The organism is Methylobacterium sp. CM6257 (genome assembly GCF_054611515.1).
In genome coordinates this window covers 5,257,619-5,276,830 of sequence record NZ_CM137735.1, presented here as the reverse complement: position 1 = coordinate 5,276,830, position 19,212 = coordinate 5,257,619, and the positions used below count along the sequence as shown (strand labels likewise).

Below are 19,212 nucleotides of genomic sequence, written 5' to 3'. Positions count from 1 at the left end.
GACGCCGCATCGCGCGCGAGGGTCGGTCCGGCGATCATAGGTGTTCCCGCACGGTATCCTGCCACCGGGTCAAGGGCAGCGTCAGCATGACGAGCGCCATGTCGGCCAGCTTGCCCACGAGCGCGAAGGCGATGATCGCCGCCACGATCTGGTCGGGCTTGCTGAACTGCTGCCCGTCGACCAGCAGGTAGCCGAGGCCTTCCGAGGCGCCCATCAGCTCTGCCGCGACGACGAACAGGAAGCCGAGGCCGAGCCCGGTCCGCAGTCCCACGAGGGTCGCCGGGAGCACCGCGGGAAGCAGGATGCGGCGGGCGAGGGCGAGGCGCGACAGCCTGAAGATCCGCCCGACCTCGACGAGCTTCCGGTCCACCGAGGCAATCGCACCGGACACCCCGACATAGACTGGAAAGAAGACGCCCACGGCGATCAGCAGAACCTTCGGCGTCTCCAGAATGCCAAACCACAGGATGAAGAGCGGTACCCAGGCCAGCGACGGGACGGCGCGCAGTGCCTGCAGGCTCGGATCGACGAGCCATCGCAGCACCGGGACCGTGGCGACGAGGGCGCCCGCCACGATTCCCGCGGCGGCGCCGCACAGGAAGCCGAGCCCGACGCGGACGAGCGTCGCCTCCACGTGCATCCAGAGGTCCCCCGAGGCGGCCAGCTCCCACAGGGTCGCGCCAATCCGACCCGGCGGCGGCAGCAGGCGTCCAGAGGCCCCGCCCGTATCGACCGCGATCTCCCAGGCGATGGCCAGGAGGAGCGGCAACAGGAGCCCGAGGCCGGCGCGGCCGCCCCGCCTCAACAACGGCACCCGGGACATCACCGCGTGGCGATGGGATTGAAGCTCGCGTCGAGCAACCCGTCGACCGCCGCCGGCAGGTCGGTCCCGGTCGGGATCACGCCGGCCTGCTGCAGGGCGATGCCGGCCGCCTTGATGGACTCGGCCTGTGCGGGCCCGATCACCGGCTGGGAAAGATCGGTCCGCTCGATCTGGCGGGCAATCACCGGCTCAGGCAGCCTCGTGGCTGCGGCCAGCGCTGCCGAGAGGGTCTGCGGGTTGGCCAGCGCGAAGATGCGCGCCCGCTCGTAGGCGGCGATCACCGTCTGGACGAGGTCCGGATGCGCCTTGGCGAACCCCTCCCGCACGTCGAGCAGACCCCAGGTGTTCGCGGCGGCGTCGCGGTAGAACAGCACGTCGCCGTTCTCGATCTCGGCCGCCGCCATCATCGGATCGAGCCCGGCCCAGGCATCGACGTCGCCGCGGTCGAGAGCGGTCCGCCCATCCGGATGCTGAAGCAGGACGAGCTTGGCGTCCCGCTCGGTCAGGCCAGCGCTCTGGAGAGCCCGGATCAGGAAGATGTGCGGATCCGTCCCGCGGGTGACCGCGACGCGCTTACCCCTGAGGTCGGCCGGCCTGGCGATGCCGCTGTCCTTGCGGGTGACAAGGGCTGTCCATTCGGGACGCGAATAGGCGTAGATGGCCTTGAGCGGATTGCCGTTGATACGCGCCACCAGGGCTGCCGCCCCCGCCGCCGAACCGAAATCGATGGCGCCGGCATTGAGGAACTCGAGCGCCTTGTTGGAGCCGAGCGACTGGACCCAGCGGACCTTGATGCCGCGCGGGGCCAGAGCCTCCTCGAGGAAACCCTTCTCCTTCAGGAGCAGGCTCACCGGGTTATAAGTCGCCCAGTCCAGGCGGACCTCCTTCGGGTCCTCGGCGTGCGCTCCGCGCCCGAGGGGACCGCCCAGGGCGGCCAGGGTGAGACCTGCGGCCAGGAGCGATCGGCGGGTCGAGTTCATGGGCGGAGCCTTGTCGGTTGTGGGCGGCAGCGTGCGGAATGCGAAGCGCGCGAGCCGGGGTCGAAGCCCGCATCGCGGCGTGCGATCCGGCTTCGCCCGGCCCGATTGTCGGCGGTTAGGGGATTATCGGAGCGGTCGCGGCGCCAAGCGACAGGATGCGCGACAGGCCGTCAGCGCCCCCGGATTCACGCTGGACCGCACGCGTCCGATGGGGCAGGGGCGTGCCGTCCGACGGCTAGGCCGTTCGGGGCCGGCGCGCCAAGTCGCCCCGGAACCACGACCGGACGGCTCTTGCGTCTTCATCTTCGGCGAGCGACCCCCAGCGCGGATTGTGAATACACGATCCTGTTTGGGGAGCGGCACGTCAACGAAAGCCTATTCTCTACTTTCGGCCGCGTGTGCAAGAATGTTCGCCGCTGGACGGCGCGGCAGGGAAAAATCTGTGCCCCGTTCCTGGGTGCCCCAGCTGCTGTCTTTCCAAGCCCTTCGCGATGCAGGCCCGACATCGGGCTCTTCCGATGTGACAGGGGGATGCTGGGCTGATCTCGAGGGGCCTCGCTACGGCAGCCGCGCACCGAGAATGCGCCGTACAGAACCGTGATCGGGCCGCCCGTCAGCGGATTGAGGAGCCGAATAGATTCGAGTGCGGCGGACTTCGGAATCAGTATCCGAGGAGGAAACGATCGAAATCGTTGTGGTGGCGCCGAATCGCGTGCAGGGTTCAAATAAATCTCGGCCCTTGGAACCGCGCTATGGCGAAACAGATCGTTGTGGTGGGCGGCGGCTTCGCTGGACTCTGGGCAGCCGCCGCCGCCGCGCGCTTGCGCGACGAACTCGGCCTCTCCGACGATCTCGCGATCACTCTGGTCGCTCCGAGCCCGTTTCACGTCATTCGCGTGCGCTGTTATGAGGCCGATCTGACACCCCTGCGTGTGCCGCTCGATGACGTTCTCGCCCCGATCGGGGTGTGTCGCCGGCAGGGCTGTGTGACCGACATCAGGGCCGATCGGCGCACCGTCGCATTTCGATCCTCATCGCCGGACGAGGCGATGGATGAGCTGACCTACGACCGGCTGATCCTGGCTGCCGGAAGTGCCCTGCGACGGCCGGCGGTACCGGGTATCGAGAGCGCCTTCGACGTTGACACGTACGAGGGTGCGCAGGCCCTGGCGGCCCATCTCGATCGGCTCGGCACCCTGGCGCCAGGGCAGCACCAGCCGGGCCATTGGACCGCAATCGTCATCGGCGGCGGCCTCGTGGGACTCGAACTCGCCTGCGAACTGCCCGCCCGGCTCGCGGCGGCGCGGGACAGGGCGGGCAGCTCGGCCCCGGTCAGGACGCTCGTGATCGACCGGGCCTCGGACATCGGGCGTTCGATGGGGCGGGCTGCGATGCCGGCGATCCGGCAGGGACTGGCCGCCGCGGGGGTCGCGTGCCTCGGCGGCGCCCAGATCAGCGCCGTCGACCCGGCCGGGGTCACGCTTCAAGACGGGACACGCATCCCGGCGCTGACGGTGGTGTGCGCCACCGGTATGAAGGCCAGCCCGCTCGCGGCACGGCTCGGTCTTCCCTGCGATCCGCTCGGGCGCGTGCCGGTCGATCGCTACCTGCGCGTTCCGGGGCTGCAGGGCATCTTTGCGGCCGGCGACGTCGCCTCGGCTGCCGCTGATCGGGAAGGCCATCGGACGGTCATGTCGTGCCAGCATGCGCGGCCCATGGGCCGCTTCGCGGGACACAACGCGGTCTGCGATCTCGCCGGACGCCCGGATCGCCTGCTGCCCTTCTCGGTACCTGATTATGTGACGGTGCTCGATCTGGGCGATTGGGGAGCCGTCTACACGGCGGGCTGGGACCGGGAGGCGCTCGTGTCCTCCGGCGCGGCCGCCAAGGCCACGAAGCGGATCATCAACGCGCAGCGCATCTATCCGCCCCGGGACGGAGACCGGGCGGCTATCCTGGCCGCGGCCGCCCCCGTCATCCAGGCACCGCCGGCGACGCGGAGCCGGTAAGGCACCCTTCGAAGCGTCCGCTGCATCGCACCGGTCCCGCCGCGGCCGGCGATCCGCAACCGTGACCGAAATGCCGGCATCTTCCGCAACTTCTGTCGAGAGCAATGAAGCAGTCATTGCACAAGCATGACTACAGTTCCGCTTCTGGCCAGACGAGGCGGGTGTTGGTCGCCTTCCATCCATCGCGGCGGCGCGTTGAATATCTCGGATCAAGCCATCGAGCTTCCGGAGGGCCGCGGAGCGACCAAGGCGCGAGCCGTTTCGGCTAAGAAACCCGGATGACGGTCGGACGCGCAGGATCTTCTGCCGCGCTCTCGTGCAGATCGACGTGCCATACCTCAGTGAGCTCTGCCAATCTCACCCGAAACGCACCCTCGGTCCGAAGCGGAACTGCTGCCGCATTCGGCCTGCCCATATTACGGGTGCGTGCGCCGTGCCGACAACTGTCGAGCGTTGCGTCGAAGTGGCCGATAACTAGTCCTGTTTAGGGAGAGCTTAAAAATAGCTAGCAAATGGCGGACCGATTAACGACCCGTTAACCATGTTTATGACTTCCTGCCGTCATGTTCCCCCCTTGGCAGGGCAGAAATCAGCATGGTCGCGGCCCCTACAGCCTCGTGGTCTCATATCCTGACGCAGGTCGCGGAAAGTCTTGACAGGATCGTTGAGAAGCCGTCCGCAGAGATCCTGAGGCTCAAGCCTTCCGTCACGACATCGGAAACGTTGTCTCTGCGGCTGGGGATGGACCTCGATGCCGGCTATGCTGCACCTGTCCTGCCGGAGGAACCCGTCAACGACGTCAAATCGGTATCGGCCAGCTCCGAGCCGGAGGCCGACGACGTGTCGGACTGGATGAGCACCCTCGACATCATCAACGGCATGGTGGGTCTCGCCGACGAGCAGAAGAAGCGGCTCCGAGAGCAGAGCGTGTCGCACGAGGCCGCGTTCGAGGCCCTGCAGCGGGAGTTGAAGGAGACCCAGCAGCGGCTCCAGCTTTCCGAGATGCGCGCCCACGAGGTCCAGACGCGCGCCGACATTCGCCTGCAGAAGGTTCAGGCGGATGCCGACGCCCAGGTGCAGGAGATCCGCGCCGAGGCGGAGGCCCGGGTGCGGACCATCCGAGCCGAGTCCGAGGCGTGGGTACGGGCGGCCGAGGAGCAGGTGCGGGTCGCCGATCTCCGCGCGGATACGGCGGAGCGCTGGCTCCATCGGATCGACGCGGCCGCCAAGACTCTCCTGCTCGGCGGCCACATGAGCCCGGCCCCGGCGCAAGCCTGACGCGTCACAGGCCGCACGCTCAACGCTCACGCTTCCGAGGCGCGTTCTCAGGATCGATGATGGAACAGTCAGGACGGATCTCGTCGGATCAGACAGCCGAGGGCGTGTCGACGGCCGCACCGGATCGAGAGGGAGCCGCAGCGGCTTCGCCTCCCAAGGTCGTCATCCTGTCCGCAGTCGCAGCCGGTCAGCCGGCCGGGCGTCCCCCGGCCGCCGAGGGAACCCCCGCCAAGTGGACGGGCGTGCTGGAACGGGTGCGCGGGGCCGCCCACTATATCCGCGCGGTCGAGGATCGCGCGCAGGAATACGAGCTGCGCGTCCAGGACGTGCTGGAGCAGGTGCGGGCCGACATGCGCGAGGCCGACGCCAAGGTTCGCGCCGCGGAGATGCGCGTCCGCGAGGTTGAAACGCAGGCCGGCGCCCAGGTTCAGGCCGCGGAGGTGCGCGCGCGGGCTGCCGAGGAGCGTGCCGCGACCGCCGAGGAATGGCTGCGGCGGATCTCCGAGGCGATCGAGTCCGAATTCGTGGTGGAGCCTGCAGCTCCGCAGAGGACCGGCACGCGCGGCGCCTAGCACCGCCGTCACGGTTACGGTCGGTTCAGGACAGGGCTTGGGGAGAGGGGCTCAAGATGGCGACGATGGACGAGGCTTTCTGGGCCCACCTCGATGCGCAGATCGTCGCGAACCGTTCGGACGGCCAGGGACGCGCCCCGGGCGCGGCGATCCCGGTCGGGGCCGCAGTGATCGTCGCGGCGGCCTTCAGCCCGCCCGCCGCCCTGCCCACCCGAGTGGCATCGGACTGGACGGGCGTGCTCGACACGCTCGCCGCAGCCAAATGCGCCACTCAACAGCAGGAAGCGCGTCTGCGCGAGCAGGCCGCGGAGCAGGATGCGTTGCTCCAGGAGCTCAGGCGGACGCAGCAGGAGGTTCGCGCCTTCGAGGTTCTGCTCCGCGAGGTCCAGGCGCAGGCGGACACGAAGATCGGCGAATTCCAGCTCCGGGCCGAGGCGCGCATCCGGGATCTCCAGGCCGAGGCGGCGGTGCAGCTGCAGGCCGTGGAGGAGCGCGCGCGGATCGCCGAGGCGCGCGCCGAAGCCGCCGAGGAGTGGCTGAAGCGGATTGAACAGGCGAGCCGGGCGCTGCTTCCGGCCGACCAGCGGGCCGCGGCCTGAATGCGGCGCAGCCGTCCTGATCGGCGACGTTCGTGAACGCCCTCGGCGTCCTCACCCGGTTCCTGCGGGTGCCTTTGGTGGCGGGTCCGCTGGCGCTGCCGCTCGGCGGTTGCCTCTCCGCGCAGGACGGGCCCCTCGATCAAACATCCGTCGAGCAGATCCCCCGGGCCGAGCAGGCGGCGTCGCGCGGCGACCCGGCCGACAGCGCTGACCTCGAAGCGTGGCGGTTGCGGCTGACGTGTTTGTGAGGCTCCGATCTCAGCCGGAGCGAAGCAGCGCCTGGATTCCGTCGGCCGCGACGGTTCGCGGCCGGAGCATCGTCCGCTAGACCTGCCGCTCCTGAGGCGGCCCGGAGCGGGCGCCCTTCAACGCCAGTCGGATCGATGAGACAGGACAGCCTGCGCCTCGGCGCGTTCTTTTACGCGACTGGCCACCATGTGGCCGGCTGGCGCCACCCCTCCAGTGAGGCCGATGGCGGCCTTGTGCTCGAGCGCTATGTCGGCTGGGCGAAGCGCGCAGAAGCCGCGAAATTCGACCTGATCTTCCTGGAGGACGGTACGGGCATCCGCGACCTGGACCTGCGGTCGAGCGAGCGCACGGCGCGCTCGACGCATTTCGAGCCGGTGACGCTGCTATCGGCGCTGGCCGCTGTGACGAGCCGGATCGGGCTCGTCGCCACCACCTCCACCAGCTTCAACGAGCCCTACAACGTCGCGCGGCGGTTCGCTTCCCTCGATCATCTCAGCGGCGGGCGCGCCGGCTGGAACCTCGTGACCTCCGCCACCGACGCGGAGGCAGCGAATTTCGGTGGGGACAGGATCACCCGTCATGCCGACCGTTACGAGCGCGCGGAGGAGTTCGTGGACGTCGTCCTCGGCCTCTGGAACACCTGGGACGACGGTGCCGTGATCATCGACCGCGCGAGCGGGCAATTCTCGAAGCCCGACGGTTTCCGGCCGCTGAACCACCGCGGCAAGCATTTCGAGGTTCGGGGCCCACTCAACATCTCGCGCACGCCGCAAGGCCAGCCCGTACTGGTCCAGGCGGGCTCCTCAGGCCCCGGCAAGCATCTCGCGGCCAGGACCGCGGAAATCGTCTTCACCGCCAATCAGACGCTGGAGGAGGCGGTGACGTTCTACGGAGACCTGAAGGAGCGCAGGGCTCATTTCGGCCGCTCACCGGACGATCTGAAGATCATGCCGGGCCTCTTCCCCGTTGTCGGCCGCACTGAGGCGGACGCGCGCGCCAAGTTCGAGGCGCTCCAAGACCTGATCGATCCCGTGGTGGGGCTCGCGCTGCTCGGGCGTATGATCGGCGGCTTCGACTTGTCAGGCTACGATCCCGACGGACCGGTGCCTGAGTTGCGCGAGACCGACGGCGGCAAGTCGCGCCAGCAGCTGATGTTCGATCTCGCCCGTCGCGAGGGGCTGACCCTGCGCCAGCTCTATCTGCGCATCGCAGGCGCGCGGTCATTCGCAGATCGTCGGCACGCCGGCACAGATCGTCGACGAGATGGAGGAGCGGTTCCGGGCCGCCGGTGCGGATGGGTTCAACATCATGCCCGCAACGCTGCCCGGCGGCCTCGACGACTTCATCGAGCTGGTGCTCCCGGAGCTGCGCCGGCGCGGCCTGTTCCGCACCGAATACGAGAGCAAGACCCTGCGGGGACATCTCGGCTCGCGCCCGCCCGCAGGCTTCGGAGCCAGATACGCCGAATTGTCGTAGAGGATCGGCCGGCGCGGACACGGAATGCTCCGCGCCGCGGGCCCTCCATCACGGCGAGCCGGATCCTCGCCGCTCCCTCGGAACTTGGTGCGTGGCGCCCGCTGCGGTAATGTGGGGGTGCAACCCCAGGATCCATGGGGTGGCCATATCGCCATGCCGAAGTGCTCCCCAGCCTCTCGTCCTGACGACCGTAAGGCTCGGATCAGGAATAGGCTCAGTGATGACCGATAGTAGGCCTATTGCCATCCTCATTGCAGAGAATGACCGCCTTGTCCGTATGGTTACGGCCGACATGCTGGCGGATGCGGGCTTTCAGACCATAGAGGTCCGCACGGCCGCCGAGGCGTTGGCGGTCCTCGAAGGGGCCGCCCCGGTGCGCATGCTGATCACGGGACGGAGCATCGTGGGCGACGGGATTGCCCTCGCCCACCTCGTGCATCACCGCTGGCCGGCTGTCGGCGTCATCGTCACCTCGGGCGGGGGAGCGGACCTTCAGCGCGATCTACCGCCCGGTACGCGCCTGCTCCGGAAGCCGTACGACTTTGCGGATCTCATCCGTGAGGTGGAGGCCGGCCTCGGGCCGATGAAGGAGGAGCCCTCAGCCGCTCCCCTCCTGCCGAGCGGCGTGCCGCCTCACACGGGCGTGGACCTTAGCAACGGGGTTGGAGCCGTTGCCGCTCCCACGACCGAGCCAGACAAGACCTGATCACCGTTTCGGCGACGGTCGAATGTTGGACCGCGGCGAGGGCATGTCTCCCTTTCGCACAGACAGAGGCGATTGGATCGTCCGTGATGGTGCGGGCGATCGGATCGAGCCGACGACATGCAGCTTGGGAGACTAAGATAGGTCGTCATTAGCGAGATGTTTCCCGCTGGCCGATTTGCGCTCCGTATCCTGCTGGTCGTCGGCAGCAGCTTGGATTGACCCGGCATCATCTCGGACGCGGACGCTGCCGCAGCAGTGGTCCTGGACCTGAATGGCGCCATCAGAGAACCGTCCAGGCCCGCGGCGGGGAGAGCTGGTTTGCTCCTCGAACCGGCATCTCCAAGGGGACTACCGAATGCTGTCTTGAGGGACGCGGCCTCGATGACCGATGACCTGCCTCAACACCCGCGAGAGCTCGTCGGCCGCATAGGGCTTGTGCAGCAACTCGAAGCCATGGCTGCCCTCCTGGGCGAGCACGTGGCTGTAGCCCGAGGTCAGCACCACCGGCAGATCGGGTAGCCGCCGTCGCAGCTCATCGGCCCAACGGGCGGGGAAACTGCACGTCGTCAGGTGTGCACCTGCGGTGCCGTCGAGCCGGTGGCGATGCTCACTACCGAAATGGCCGAGCGGTGCAACCGAGCTTGACCTTGCACGTTGGATAAGCATAGCCGTTCGGCATCCCAACAAGGTCCTCACATGCTGCTGCTCTCGTCCGTCGTGGCGGGCACGTTCGTGCTTGCCGGATCGTTCTCGCTCATGGCCGCGCTGACAGACTAACCCTGGCTGGCGCGGGGGGATCAGCTCATGGGCCGATCCCCCGCGCCGTCAGCACGGTACGGAGAGCCTCGGCCAGCGCCTCGGGCGCGAAAGGCTTGCGCAGGAAGCGCGCGCCGGCGGGCATCTGCCCCTCGGCCGGCCAGTCGAGCCCCGACACGATCAGGATCGCGATCTCGGGCCAGCGTGCCGCGACAGCCTTCGCCAGAGTGAAGCCGGTCAGTGGCCCGCCGGCCAAGTCCACGTCCGCGACCATCGCCACGAGTTCCGGCCGGGCCGCCAGATGGGCTTGAGCCGCCTCCACGGTCGAGGCCTCGGCTACTTCATAGCCAGCATCCCGCAAGGCCGCAGCCGCTCCCATGAGTTGCAAGGGGTTGTCTTCGACAAGCAGCACGGCGTGCCGCGGTGCGTAGGCATCAGCCATCCAGGCCAAGACCGTGGATCAGGATGCGGATCGGATCGGATTGATCCGCGGCCTTCGGAGCCGGTGCGGGCGCCGGTGCCTGCTCGCCCACACCAGAAGCTGCCGGTACCCGGTGTGTCAGAGAGGCTCGGAACAGGCGCGTCCGGCGCTGGGCCAACCTGTGCCGCCGCATCACCTCGGTCCCGTCCAGTCGCCCTGCAGATTGATCCCTGTGCGCTTTCGCGCGGGATTGCGCGGCCTTCCTCACCATGGCCCTCGGCTGCAGCGCCGGCGTTGCCCGAGGCCCGTGGTCCACGATCTCGGGCTTTGCCACTTCGGCCGCCTGAGCAGTTGAGACGACGGCATCTGACAGAACGCTGACCGCCGCCACATGGGCTGGAGGATCAACCCACACCATCGCCTTAACAGCCGACGTCGCGTTTACGACGGATGCCTGCAGGTGCTGCGGCATCGCTTCCATGTTGCCGGACACCCCGACATGCGCGGCTGTCACGAGCCCGAACGCGGCAAGCATAGCCGCCGCCATGATGGACTTGCGGTGTCTCATCACTGCTGAACAGGTGGCCAAGTTTGTGGTTCCGCTGAGCGAAGGCCGGCAATCTGGATCGCGTCGGCCCCGGCTTCGCGCGTCCGCTTTGGTGGGCTCTTGGCATTGCTGCAGCCGGGCATCGCCCGGTGTTCATCGATGGCACGCCGTACAAGACGCTCAAGCGGCACCTGAACAGGCACGGCATGACGACCGAGGAATACCGGGTGCGCTATGGCCTGCCGCGGGACTATCCCCCGACGGCCGCCAGCTATTCGGAGCAGCGCTCTGCGCCCGCCAAAAGCCTCGGCCTCGAAAATCGGCGCCGGAAGGCGGCTGCGAAGACGGCGAACACGCCCGAGACTGTCGCCGGGGCTCCGGAAAAGCGCAGGCGCACGAAGGCCGCTTAGAGCGCTCGCCGCCGAAGTGGACGCCGATCCGGCGCAGGCGAGCGCGTCAGATCAGAAACTTAGAGCCGCTTCCGATTGCAACGCGATCGGAAGCGGCTCCAGTAAGTCTGCTCAGCGCCGCAGCGTGCTGGTCCAGAGCCGGCACGTCAGCCGGCACGGCCTTCAAAGCCGCGACCGGCTTGGCGGGCCTACTGCTGGCCTTGCTGCGGCTGCTGACCTTGGCCGCCGTTGCCACCACCTTGGCCGCCCTTGCTGGCCTTGTGGTGCCCGACAGCGCATCCAGCTGCGGCACCGGCCTTGCCATGCCCGGCCATGTGCCCCGCTACGCCGCCGACGGCCGCACCCTTGAGGCATCCCTTGGCCTGCGCCGGGGCGCCGCTCACGAGGGCGCCCAGGGCCAGAGCCGAGGCTGCGATGACAATCCGCTTCATGGGGGTCTCCTGTTTCATCAGGAGGCCAACACCCGGTCGAACGACGCCGTTCCTGATGGGCGGCTCCCAGGGCGGCGGCAAGCACCCATGCCCACCGTCCGGCCGAACCGCGTTGCGCCCCATCCTTCCCCTCCGTCGCTCTGTTTCGCCGCGACGTCTGCGAGGCGCACCGCGGATCCGCGGCCGCCCGGTCAGAGGATCGGACGCGGGACCGCTTCCCGCGCCCGGGATGCCGGGCCGCCCTCGACCGGCGCGACGCCGGCCTCCAGGCTCTCCAGGCTCTGGCTCCGTGGCTCGACGCCGAACGCCGCGACCGCCACGATCTGCAGGGCGAGCAGCGCGATCATCAGGCCGGTCACGCCCGCGATGCCGTAGGCCTCGAACAGGGTGACGACCAGGAAGGGCGTCACGATGGTCGCCCCGCGCCCGACTGTGTTGCACAAGCCGGAGGCCCGCAGGCGCACCTCGGTGGGGAACAGTTCGGGGATGTAGATCCCGAATAGCAGCGCCACGAGCACGTAGATCGGCACCGTCAGACCGAACCCGACCAGCGGCAGCAGGACCGGGTCCAGGGTCATCGGGTAGAGGATCCCGAACAGGATGGCTGCCGCCGAGGCGCCGATGATCGTCGGCTTGCGGCCCCAGCGGTCGGCGGTCAGCGCGCCGATGGCGCTGCCCACCGGCGCCCCGAGCCCCATCAGCAGGGCGTAGCCGAAGGAGGTCGCCACGGAGAGGCCCTGCCGGATGAAGAAGGTCGGCAGCCACGTGACGAAGCCGTAGAGCAGCGTGTTGATCACCACGAGGCACAGGCAGCCCAGCAGCAGGCGCGACAGGAGCGGCGGCCGGAACAGGGCGCCCAGGCCGAGCTGCGTGACGGGTGCCATCGCGGCGGCGGGCGGCAGGGGCGCGCCGCGACTCGCCTCGGCCTCGATCGTGCGCATCAGCGCCTCGGCCTCGGCGTGGCGCCCCACGGCCTCGAGCCAGCGCGGCGACTCGGGCAGGCTCTTGCGGGCGTACCAGACGGCGAGCGCTCCGAGGCCGCCCAGCGCGAACATGGCCCGCCAGCCGAAGGCCGGGATTATGAGGTAGCCGATCAGGGAGGCTGCGGGCAGGCCCGTGACCACGAACACCGCCATGAGGCCGAGGAAGCGCCCGCGCGAGCGCGCCGGCACGAACTCGGTCATGGTCGAGTAGCCCACGACGTTCTCGGCCCCGAGTCCCACGCCCATGATGAAGCGCAGAACGATCAGCACCGTCATGTTCGGCGCGAAGGCCGCGCCGATGGCGGCAAGCCCGAACACCAGCAGGTTGGCCTGGTAGGTGAAGCGCCGGCCGTAGCGGTCGCCGAAGAAGCCCGTGAGGAACGAGCCCGCCATCATCCCGACGAAGGTCGCCGAGACGAACCAAGCGTTCTGCGGCAGGGTCGAGAAGCCGGACTTCAGGGTCGCGCCCAGCACGGTGGCGGCGATGTAGATGTCGAACCCGTCGAAGAACATGCCGATCCCGATCAGCCACATGATGCGGCGGTGGAACGGGCCGATCGGCAGGCGGTCGAGGCGGCCTCCGGCGTTGACAGCCGGGTTCACGGATTTGGGCATGGGGCGTTTCCTTCCGGGGTGTGGGATCGGCGCGGAAGGGTCCGTCTGGCGCGGACCTCGCATCCCCCGCGCCGTCGGTCGTCAGTTCAGGCGGCGCTGGCCGGCCGTGTCGCGGTACCAGTCGAAGGGCCCGTCGCCGGTCGCGACCATCACGCTCTTCACGTCGAAATGGTCGTTGAAGCTCTCGATGCCGCACTCGCGGCCGAGGCCGCTATCGCCCACCCCGCCCCAGGGCGAGGCCGGATCGAGGCGGTGGTGGTCGTTGATCCAGACAATGCCTGCCTTGACGGCGTGGGCCACCCGGTGAGCCCGGGCGACGTCCCGGGTGCGCACGGCCGCGGCGAGGCCGAAGGGCGAGTCGTTGGCGAGCCGGAGCGCATCGGCCTCGTCCTCGAAGCGCGTGACGCTGGTGAACGGCCCGAACACCTCCTCCTGGAAAATGCGCATGTCGGAGCGCACGTCGGCGAAGACCGTGGGCTCCACGAAATAGCCGCCCTCGAAGCCCGGCACCTTCGCGGCGTGGCCGCCCGCGACCGCGCGGGCGCCCTCGTCGCGGCCGTAGCCGGCATAGGCCAGGACCCGCTCGCGCTGACGCTCGGAGATGACGGGCCCGAGCTGCGTCGCCGGGTCGAAGGGGTCGCCGAGGCGGATGGAGGCAGTCTTGGTGGCGAGCCGCTCCACGAACTCGTCGTAGATCGAGGCCTGGACGAGGTGGCGGCTGCCGCACACGCAGGTCTGCCCGGCGCCGATGAAGGCACCGAAGGCGGCGTAGTTCACCGCCCGCTCGACATCGAAATCCTCGAACACCATCACGGGTGTCTTGCCGCCGAGCTCCATGGTCTGGTGGGCGAAGACCTTTGCGGCGGCCGAGCCGGCAAGACGGCCGGCCTCGGTGCCGCCGGTGAGCACGAGCTTGTTGATGTCGCGGTGCTCGGCGAGCGCCTTGCCGGTCGAGGCGCCGAGGCCGAGGACGATGTTGAAGACGCCGGGCGGCAGGCCGGCTTCGGTGAAGATCTGTGCGAGCTTCAGAGTCGTCAGCGGGGTGTACTCGGAGGGCTTGACCACCGTGGTGCAACCGGTGGCGAGCACGACCGCCAGCGACTTGCACAGGATCATCAGCGGGTGATTGAACGGCGTGCAGTTGGCCACCACGCCGATCGGCGTGCGCCGCGTGTAGTTGAGATAGTTGCCCTCCACCGGGATGACGTCATCGCGCCGCGCGAGCGCCACGCCCGCGAAATACCGGAAGAAGTCTGGCAGCCGAGAGAGTTGCGCCCGGGTCTCGTTGACGGGCCGGCCGTTGTTGGTGGTCTCCAGCCGGTACAGCGTGTCGAGATTGGCCTCGAACGCGTCGGCGAGCCGGTTCACCAGTCGGACCCGGGCGCGGATGTCCATCCCGCCCCATTCCTTGCCCTCGAACGCGGCCCGGGCCGCGCGCATGGCCCGGTCGACATCGGCAGGACCTGAATTGGGGATGCGGGCGATAACCGCGCCGGTGGCGGGGTTGCGCACGTCGATCAGCGTGCCGTCGCCGGCCTCGACCTCGCGCCCGTCGATGAAGTTGCCCCGTGTCTCGACCGAGGGTGCCGGCGCGTGCAGGGTCATGGCGTCTCTCCCGTATCGGTTTGGACCGCGTCCCGGGCTTCACGCCGGACGCGGCGATGTTCAGAGGACGATCGCGCTGCGCTCCAGCGCGGTCAGGATGCGTCGCTCGGCTTGGCCGACATGCTCGCGCACGAGGCGCCGCGCGCCGCGGCCGTCGCGGCGCTGGAGCGCGTCGATGATGCCGGTGTGCTCGGCCACCAGCTGCGCCGGGTCGCGCCCGCGGATGCCGTCGAGGCTGACGCGCACCAGCCGGTCCGCCTGCTCGACGAGGTCGCGCACGGTCGCGGCCATGCGGCGGTTTCCCGACGCCTCGGCGAGGGCGATGTGGAAGGCGCGATTCTCCGCGATAAAGTCGGCGCCGTCGGCGACGGCGCGGAACGCGTCGAGGGCCGCGAGGACGGCGTCGGGCGCGTTGGCCGCGGCCTCCGCGGCGCAGGCCGGTTCGAGCGCGAGGCGCATGCGCAGCAGATCACGGGCATCGGCGACCGAAATCGCGTTGATCTGATATCCCTGCCGAGCGTGAACGGTTACGAGGCGCTCGCGCTCCAGCCGCAGCAGCGCCTCGCGGACCGGCTGTCGGCTCACGGCGTAGCGCTGGGCCAGTTCCTGTTCGCGAATCTCTGCGCCGGGGCGCAGGACACAGGCCAGGATGTCGGCGCGTATCGCCGCGTAGATGTTGTCACGGAGCAGCACGGACATCCCCGTTGGATCGACTCATGCTGCCATTCGTGAAATATCACGTCAACCGAATTGCAGCTGAACGCGCCGGATGCGACAGCGGCATGGAGCCGTCGTAGGGGTAATGGGGGAGGTCTTGGATGCAGGCGATGGTCGCGGGAGGACACGTGGCGATGACCGCATCCGGCGAGGGGCCGCCCCTGGTTCTGCTGCACTCGCTGCTCGCCGATGCCACCAGCTTCAACCCGGTCATCCCGGCGCTCGGCCGCGACTTCCGGATTCTCGTTCCCGAGCTGCCCGGTTTCGGCGGCTCAACGCCCGCACCGGGCGGCCTTGAGTCGGTCGCCGACCAGGTTGCCGAGGCGCTGCGCGAGGCGACGGGGGGGCGGCCCGCGGCCGGGCTCGGCAACGGCTATGGCGGTTTCGTGCTGCTGCTCTGCGCCCTGCGCCACCCGGGCCTATTCGACCGCCTCGTCTTCGCGGATTGCGGCGCCTGCTTCTCCGAGCCGGGCCGCGAGGCCTTTCGCGGCATGGCGCGCGTGGCGGGTGAGAAGGGGCTGCCGGCGATAGCCGATACGGCGATGCGCCGCCTGTTCTCGCCCGCGTTCCAGGCCGCACATCCGGCCTTGATGGCCGAGCGGCGCGCGGCCTTTCTACGGACCGATATCAGCGTCTTCCAGTCGGCCTGCGCGGCCCTGGCGGGGCTCGATCTGCGTCCGCGTCTCTCCGAGATCCGCGTGCCGGCTCTCGTTCTGGTCGGCGAACACGACGAGGCGACGCCACCCGCCATGGCGCGCGAGCTCGCCGCCGGTCTGTTGGACGCCAAATTCGTGATGTTGCCGGACTGCGCTCACGTCCCACAGCTCCAGAGGCCCGAGACATTCGCGAGCGAGGTCATGGCGTTCCTTCGGCCGCATGACGCGAGCTGATGTGGCCCCATCGAGGCCGGCCTTCGCGTTCCCCGTGCTCGGCAGCCGCCGCTCACCGCCCGGTCCGATCCCGGACGTCATCAACGCTGCGGCGAACTTGATCCCCCTGTGTTTCGCCTGCGCTGAATCCCCCTGTGGAACGGTGCTTGACGCTGGGATGCCAGGCATGCCCTCCTATCCTGAACTATAATCCATCTCGGAGGACGGTCTGCCATGGCGTTGATCCGGTGCTGTATCCTCTCTGCCGCGATCAGCCTCGCCGCCATGACTTGGCCGGCCACAGCCCAGCCAGTCCGCGTCAAGGTCGGCGTCCTCAACGACATGTCCGGCGTCTACGCGGATACCGGCGGCAAAGGCTCCGTCGTCGCCGCGCAGATGGCGGTCGAGGATTTCGCCAAGACGAACCCGGATGTGCAGGTCGAGGTCGTTTCGGCCGACCACCAGAACAAGCCGGATGTGGGCGCCGCGGTCGCCCGCCAGTGGTACGACCGCGACGGCGTGGACGCGATCCTCGACGTGCCGACCTCCTCGGTGGCTCTGGCGGTGAGTCAGGTCACGCGCGAGAAGAACAAGATCTTTATCGACTCGGGAGCCGGGACCACCGAGCTGACCGGCAAGCAATGCTCGCCGAACACGATCCAGTGGACCTATGACACCTACGCCCTGGCGCACGGCACGGCCGGCGCCATGCTCAAGCGCGGGGGCGACACGTGGTACTTCCTCACCGCCGACTACGCGTTCGGCATCTCGCTGCAGAACGAGGCCACCGCCGTGATCGACAAAGGCGGCGGGCGGGTCCTGGGCGCCGCCCGGGTCCCGTTCCCCGCCACCGACTTCTCGTCGTTCCTGCTGCAGGCGCAGGCCTCGGGAGCGAAAGTGGTGGGTCTGGCCAATGCAGGCGGCGACACGGTCAACGCCATCAAGCAGGCGCACGAGTTCGGACTGACCGATGGCGGCCAGAAACTCGCAGCCCTGCTGATCTACGCCGTCGACGTCCATGCGATCGGCCTGCAGACCGCCCAGGGGCTGGTACTCACGGAGTCGTTCTACTGGGATCTCAACCCGGGGACACGGGCGTTCTCCGAACGGTTCTATACGCGCAACGGCAACAGCATGCCGACGATGAACCACGCGGGCGTGTACGCCGGGCTCCTACATTACCTGAAGGCGGTGTCCGCAACGAAGTCGACGGACCCGCAAGCGACGATGGCCTGGATGAAGGCCAACCCGACGGACGACCCGCTGTTCGGCAAGGGGATGGTCCGGGCGGACGGGCGCAAGGTGCATCCGATGTACCTGTTCGAGGTGAAGGCGCCGTCCGAGTCGAAAGGTCCGTGGGACCTCTACAAGCTCCTCGATACGATTCCGGCCGAGCAGGCCTTCCGTCCTCTGGCCGAGGGTGGCTGCCCGCTCGTCGGCAAGCCGTAGAGACAGGATCGACCGACATGATGCGCGATATCGCGGGGCAGGTCGCCTGGGTGACGGGGGCCGGATCCGGCATCGGACAGGCGGCGGCGGTGTCGCTGGCGAATGCCGGGGTGCGGGTCGCGCTCACGGGCCGCGGACGAGAGGCTCTTGAGCGGACCGCAAAGCTCGTCCGCGCGGCGGGTGGGGAAGCCCTGATCGCCCCCGCCGATATGGGCGTGGCCGACGACGTTCAGCGTGCCTGGGAGGCGGTTCATGCCGCCTGCGGGCGCTGCGATCTGCTGGTGAACTCGGCGGGTCTCAACGTGCCGCAGCGGGGTTGGAGCGAGATCACGCCGTCGGGCATCGACGCCGTAATCGGCGTCAACCTCAACGGTCCTTTCTACGCGTCGCGGGCGGTGCTGCCGACCATGCGGGCGCAGCGGAGTGGCCTGATCATCCACATCTCCTCGTGGGCCGGCCGCTACGTCTCCAGGCTGACGGGACCGGCCTATTCTGCGGCCAAGCACGGGCTGGTGGCGCTCTCGGAGAGCCTGAACCAGGAGGAATGCGGACACGGCATCCGGTCCTGCTGCATCTGCCCCGGCGAGGTCGCGACGCCGCTCCTCGATAAACGGCCGGTTCCCGTCACGGCCGACGACAAGGGGCGGATGCTGCAGGCGGAGGATCTCGCCGAGACAATCCTGTTCGTCGCCCGCCTGCCGGCCTCCGTGTGTGTCAACGAGATCCTCATCAGCCCCACCTGGAACCGCGGCTATCTCGAAGGCGTGAAGCTCTGAGCGGTGTTGTTCGGGCGGCCGTGCGGGACGATGGAGGACGGTACGTCGCCCCATCGCCGGTCCTCGAAACGGATCCGCAATCCTGTCTGCCGCAAAACCGGGACGCGCTGTCCCGCACCAGGTTTGATTCGCGCACGCGTCAGCTCAGGGCGACCTCGAAGCCGCGCTTCACGGCGGGCCGGCTCATCAGGATCTGATACCAGCGCTGCACGTGCGGATACGCGTCGAGGCTGATTTGATGGCGCTCGTGGCGCCAGACCCATCCAAGGATCGCGAAATCCGCCACCGAGATCGGGCCTGCCACAAACTCGACCTGTGCCAAGCGGCGGTCCAGGACGCCGTAGAGCCGCCGGGTCTCCTTGAGGTATCGCTCAAGCCCGTACGCTCGGTTCGCCTCATCAACGGTCAGGAAGTGGTGAACTTGGCCGGGCATCGGCCCGAAGCCGCCCATCTGCCACATCAGCCATTCCAGCGCGGCCACGCGCAGCCGCCGGTCCTCCGGCAGGAAGCGGCCGGTCTTCTCAGCGAGGTACAGCAGGATCGCGCCGGATTCGAAGACCGAGATGGGCCTGCCGTCCGGTCCGTCGGGATCGACAATCGCGGGGATGCGGTTATTCGGGCTGATCGCCAGAAAGGTCGGCTCGAGTTGCTCGCCCTTGGTGATGTCTACCGTCCTGACCCGGTAGGGCAGCGCCAGCTCCTCGAGGGCCACGCTGATTTTACGACCATTGGGCGTGTTCCAAGCGTACAGCTCGATCATCGCAGGTGCATCCACTCAGAAGGAGAATAGTCATCCCCATGTATGTTTTCACCGTCAACGATATAGGGGAGCTGGCCACGCGAGGCGGCCGAAGCGTCTACGATATGCGCGTGCTTGAAAGGCAGCGTCGTACGCTTGAGGAACACGCGGGCGCTTGATCGCCCGCAAGCCCGATGCTCCC

At 68.6% G+C, this 19,212-nt stretch carries 19 protein-coding genes and 2 pseudogenes; 11 read left to right on the top strand and 10 right to left on the bottom strand.

The window, feature by feature from the left end; all coding sequences use genetic code 11:
• Positions 1–34 precede the first annotated feature (34 nt).
• Both ACYCO6_RS25725 and ACYCO6_RS25720 read right to left on the bottom strand, forming a co-directional pair.
• Positions 35–823, bottom strand: a complete 789-nt coding sequence (locus ACYCO6_RS25725) for an ABC transporter permease (protein WP_459764587.1) — start codon at positions 821–823, stop codon at positions 35–37.
• Positions 823–1,803, bottom strand: a complete 981-nt coding sequence (locus tag ACYCO6_RS25720; protein WP_459764585.1) for an aliphatic sulfonate ABC transporter substrate-binding protein — start codon at positions 1,801–1,803, stop codon at positions 823–825. Before ACYCO6_RS25720 ends, ACYCO6_RS25725 begins: the two co-directional genes overlap by 1 nt.
• A 752-nt stretch (positions 1,804–2,555) precedes the next feature.
• On the opposite strand from ACYCO6_RS25720, the gene ACYCO6_RS25715 reads away from it, so the two are divergent.
• From ACYCO6_RS25715 to ACYCO6_RS25685, 7 genes and pseudogenes are all read left to right on the top strand, one after another.
• On the top strand, positions 2,556–3,812 hold the full coding sequence (locus ACYCO6_RS25715) for an NAD(P)/FAD-dependent oxidoreductase (protein WP_459764583.1): 1,257 nt from the start codon (positions 2,556–2,558) through the stop codon (positions 3,810–3,812).
• Between the two features lie 723 nt (positions 3,813–4,535).
• Positions 4,536–5,090: a cell division protein DivIVA gene (locus ACYCO6_RS25710; RefSeq protein ID WP_459764581.1), complete on the top strand. Its 555-nt coding sequence runs from the start codon at positions 4,536–4,538 to the stop codon at positions 5,088–5,090.
• Positions 5,091–5,149: 59 nt separating this feature from the next.
• Positions 5,150–5,662 carry a hypothetical protein gene (locus tag ACYCO6_RS25705; RefSeq protein ID WP_459764579.1) on the top strand — a complete coding sequence of 171 codons (513 nt, stop codon included), beginning with the start codon at positions 5,150–5,152 and terminating at the stop codon, positions 5,660–5,662.
• A 56-nt stretch (positions 5,663–5,718) separates the two neighbouring features.
• A complete protein-coding gene (locus ACYCO6_RS25700) occupies positions 5,719–6,261 on the top strand; it encodes a hypothetical protein (RefSeq protein WP_459764577.1) in 543 nt (180 codons plus the stop codon).
• A 32-nt stretch (positions 6,262–6,293) separates the two neighbouring features.
• Positions 6,294–6,509, top strand: coding sequence for a hypothetical protein (locus tag ACYCO6_RS25695; RefSeq protein ID WP_459764575.1), 216 nt, complete (start codon positions 6,294–6,296; stop codon positions 6,507–6,509).
• A 135-nt stretch (positions 6,510–6,644) separates the two neighbouring features.
• A pseudogene (locus tag ACYCO6_RS25690) lies at positions 6,645–7,986 on the top strand (LLM class flavin-dependent oxidoreductase).
• A gap of 277 nt (positions 7,987–8,263) precedes the next feature.
• Positions 8,264–8,692, top strand: coding sequence for a response regulator (locus ACYCO6_RS25685; protein ID WP_459764573.1), 429 nt, complete (start codon positions 8,264–8,266; stop codon positions 8,690–8,692).
• 348 nt (positions 8,693–9,040) lie between these two features.
• Here the strand turns inward: ACYCO6_RS25685 and ACYCO6_RS25680 are convergent.
• The 3 genes and pseudogenes from ACYCO6_RS25680 to ACYCO6_RS25670 form a co-directional block, all read right to left on the bottom strand.
• Positions 9,041–9,223, bottom strand: a pseudogene (locus ACYCO6_RS25680) (hypothetical protein); the annotation flags it as partial.
• Positions 9,224–9,494: 271 nt separating this feature from the next.
• Entirely contained in the window at positions 9,495–9,890 is a 396-nt protein-coding gene (locus tag ACYCO6_RS25675) for a response regulator (protein ID WP_459764571.1), read from the bottom strand.
• Positions 9,883–10,437 (bottom strand): hypothetical protein, encoded by a 555-nt coding sequence (locus ACYCO6_RS25670; protein ID WP_459764569.1) that lies wholly within the window; start codon positions 10,435–10,437, stop codon positions 9,883–9,885. The genes ACYCO6_RS25675 and ACYCO6_RS25670 overlap by 8 nt, the downstream gene beginning before the upstream one ends.
• Before the next feature lie 128 nt (positions 10,438–10,565).
• Here ACYCO6_RS25670 and ACYCO6_RS25665 point away from each other — a divergent pair, with 128 nt between their 5' ends.
• Entirely contained in the window at positions 10,566–10,826 is a 261-nt protein-coding gene (locus ACYCO6_RS25665; protein ID WP_459764566.1) for a MucR family transcriptional regulator, read from the top strand.
• Positions 10,827–11,014: 188 nt separating this feature from the next.
• On the opposite strand, the gene ACYCO6_RS25660 is transcribed toward ACYCO6_RS25665, so the two are convergent.
• The 4 genes from ACYCO6_RS25660 to ACYCO6_RS25645 all read right to left on the bottom strand — a co-directional run bounded on the left by ACYCO6_RS25660 (position 11,015) and on the right by ACYCO6_RS25645 (position 15,153).
• A complete protein-coding gene (locus tag ACYCO6_RS25660) occupies positions 11,015–11,257 on the bottom strand; it encodes a hypothetical protein (protein ID WP_459764564.1) in 243 nt (80 codons plus the stop codon).
• 191 nt (positions 11,258–11,448) lie between these two features.
• Positions 11,449–12,855, bottom strand: coding sequence for an MFS transporter (locus ACYCO6_RS25655; RefSeq protein WP_459764562.1), 1,407 nt, complete (start codon positions 12,853–12,855; stop codon positions 11,449–11,451).
• 81 nt (positions 12,856–12,936) lie between these two features.
• Complete coding sequence (locus tag ACYCO6_RS25650; protein ID WP_459764560.1) at positions 12,937–14,460, bottom strand: aldehyde dehydrogenase; 1,524 nt, start codon at positions 14,458–14,460, stop codon at positions 12,937–12,939.
• Positions 14,461–14,520: 60 nt separating this feature from the next.
• On the bottom strand, positions 14,521–15,153 hold the full coding sequence (locus tag ACYCO6_RS25645; RefSeq protein ID WP_459773728.1) for a GntR family transcriptional regulator: 633 nt from the start codon (positions 15,151–15,153) through the stop codon (positions 14,521–14,523).
• A gap of 125 nt (positions 15,154–15,278) precedes the next feature.
• Here ACYCO6_RS25645 and ACYCO6_RS25640 point away from each other — a divergent pair, with 125 nt between their 5' ends.
• The 3 genes from ACYCO6_RS25640 (at position 15,279) to ACYCO6_RS25630 (ending at position 18,271) form a co-directional block, all read left to right on the top strand.
• Entirely contained in the window at positions 15,279–16,067 is a 789-nt protein-coding gene (locus ACYCO6_RS25640; protein WP_459764558.1) for an alpha/beta fold hydrolase, read from the top strand.
• Positions 16,068–16,280: 213 nt separating this feature from the next.
• The gene (locus ACYCO6_RS25635) at positions 16,281–17,495 is read left to right on the top strand and encodes an ABC transporter substrate-binding protein (protein ID WP_459764556.1); all 1,215 of its coding nucleotides are present in this window, start codon (positions 16,281–16,283) and stop codon (positions 17,493–17,495) included.
• A 17-nt stretch (positions 17,496–17,512) separates the two neighbouring features.
• Complete coding sequence (locus tag ACYCO6_RS25630) at positions 17,513–18,271, top strand: SDR family oxidoreductase (RefSeq protein ID WP_459764553.1); 759 nt, start codon at positions 17,513–17,515, stop codon at positions 18,269–18,271.
• A gap of 139 nt (positions 18,272–18,410) precedes the next feature.
• Here the strand turns inward: ACYCO6_RS25630 and ACYCO6_RS25625 are convergent, their stop codons facing one another.
• Entirely contained in the window at positions 18,411–19,031 is a 621-nt protein-coding gene (locus ACYCO6_RS25625; protein WP_459764551.1) for a glutathione S-transferase family protein, read from the bottom strand.
• Between the last annotated feature and the right edge of the window lie 181 nt (positions 19,032–19,212).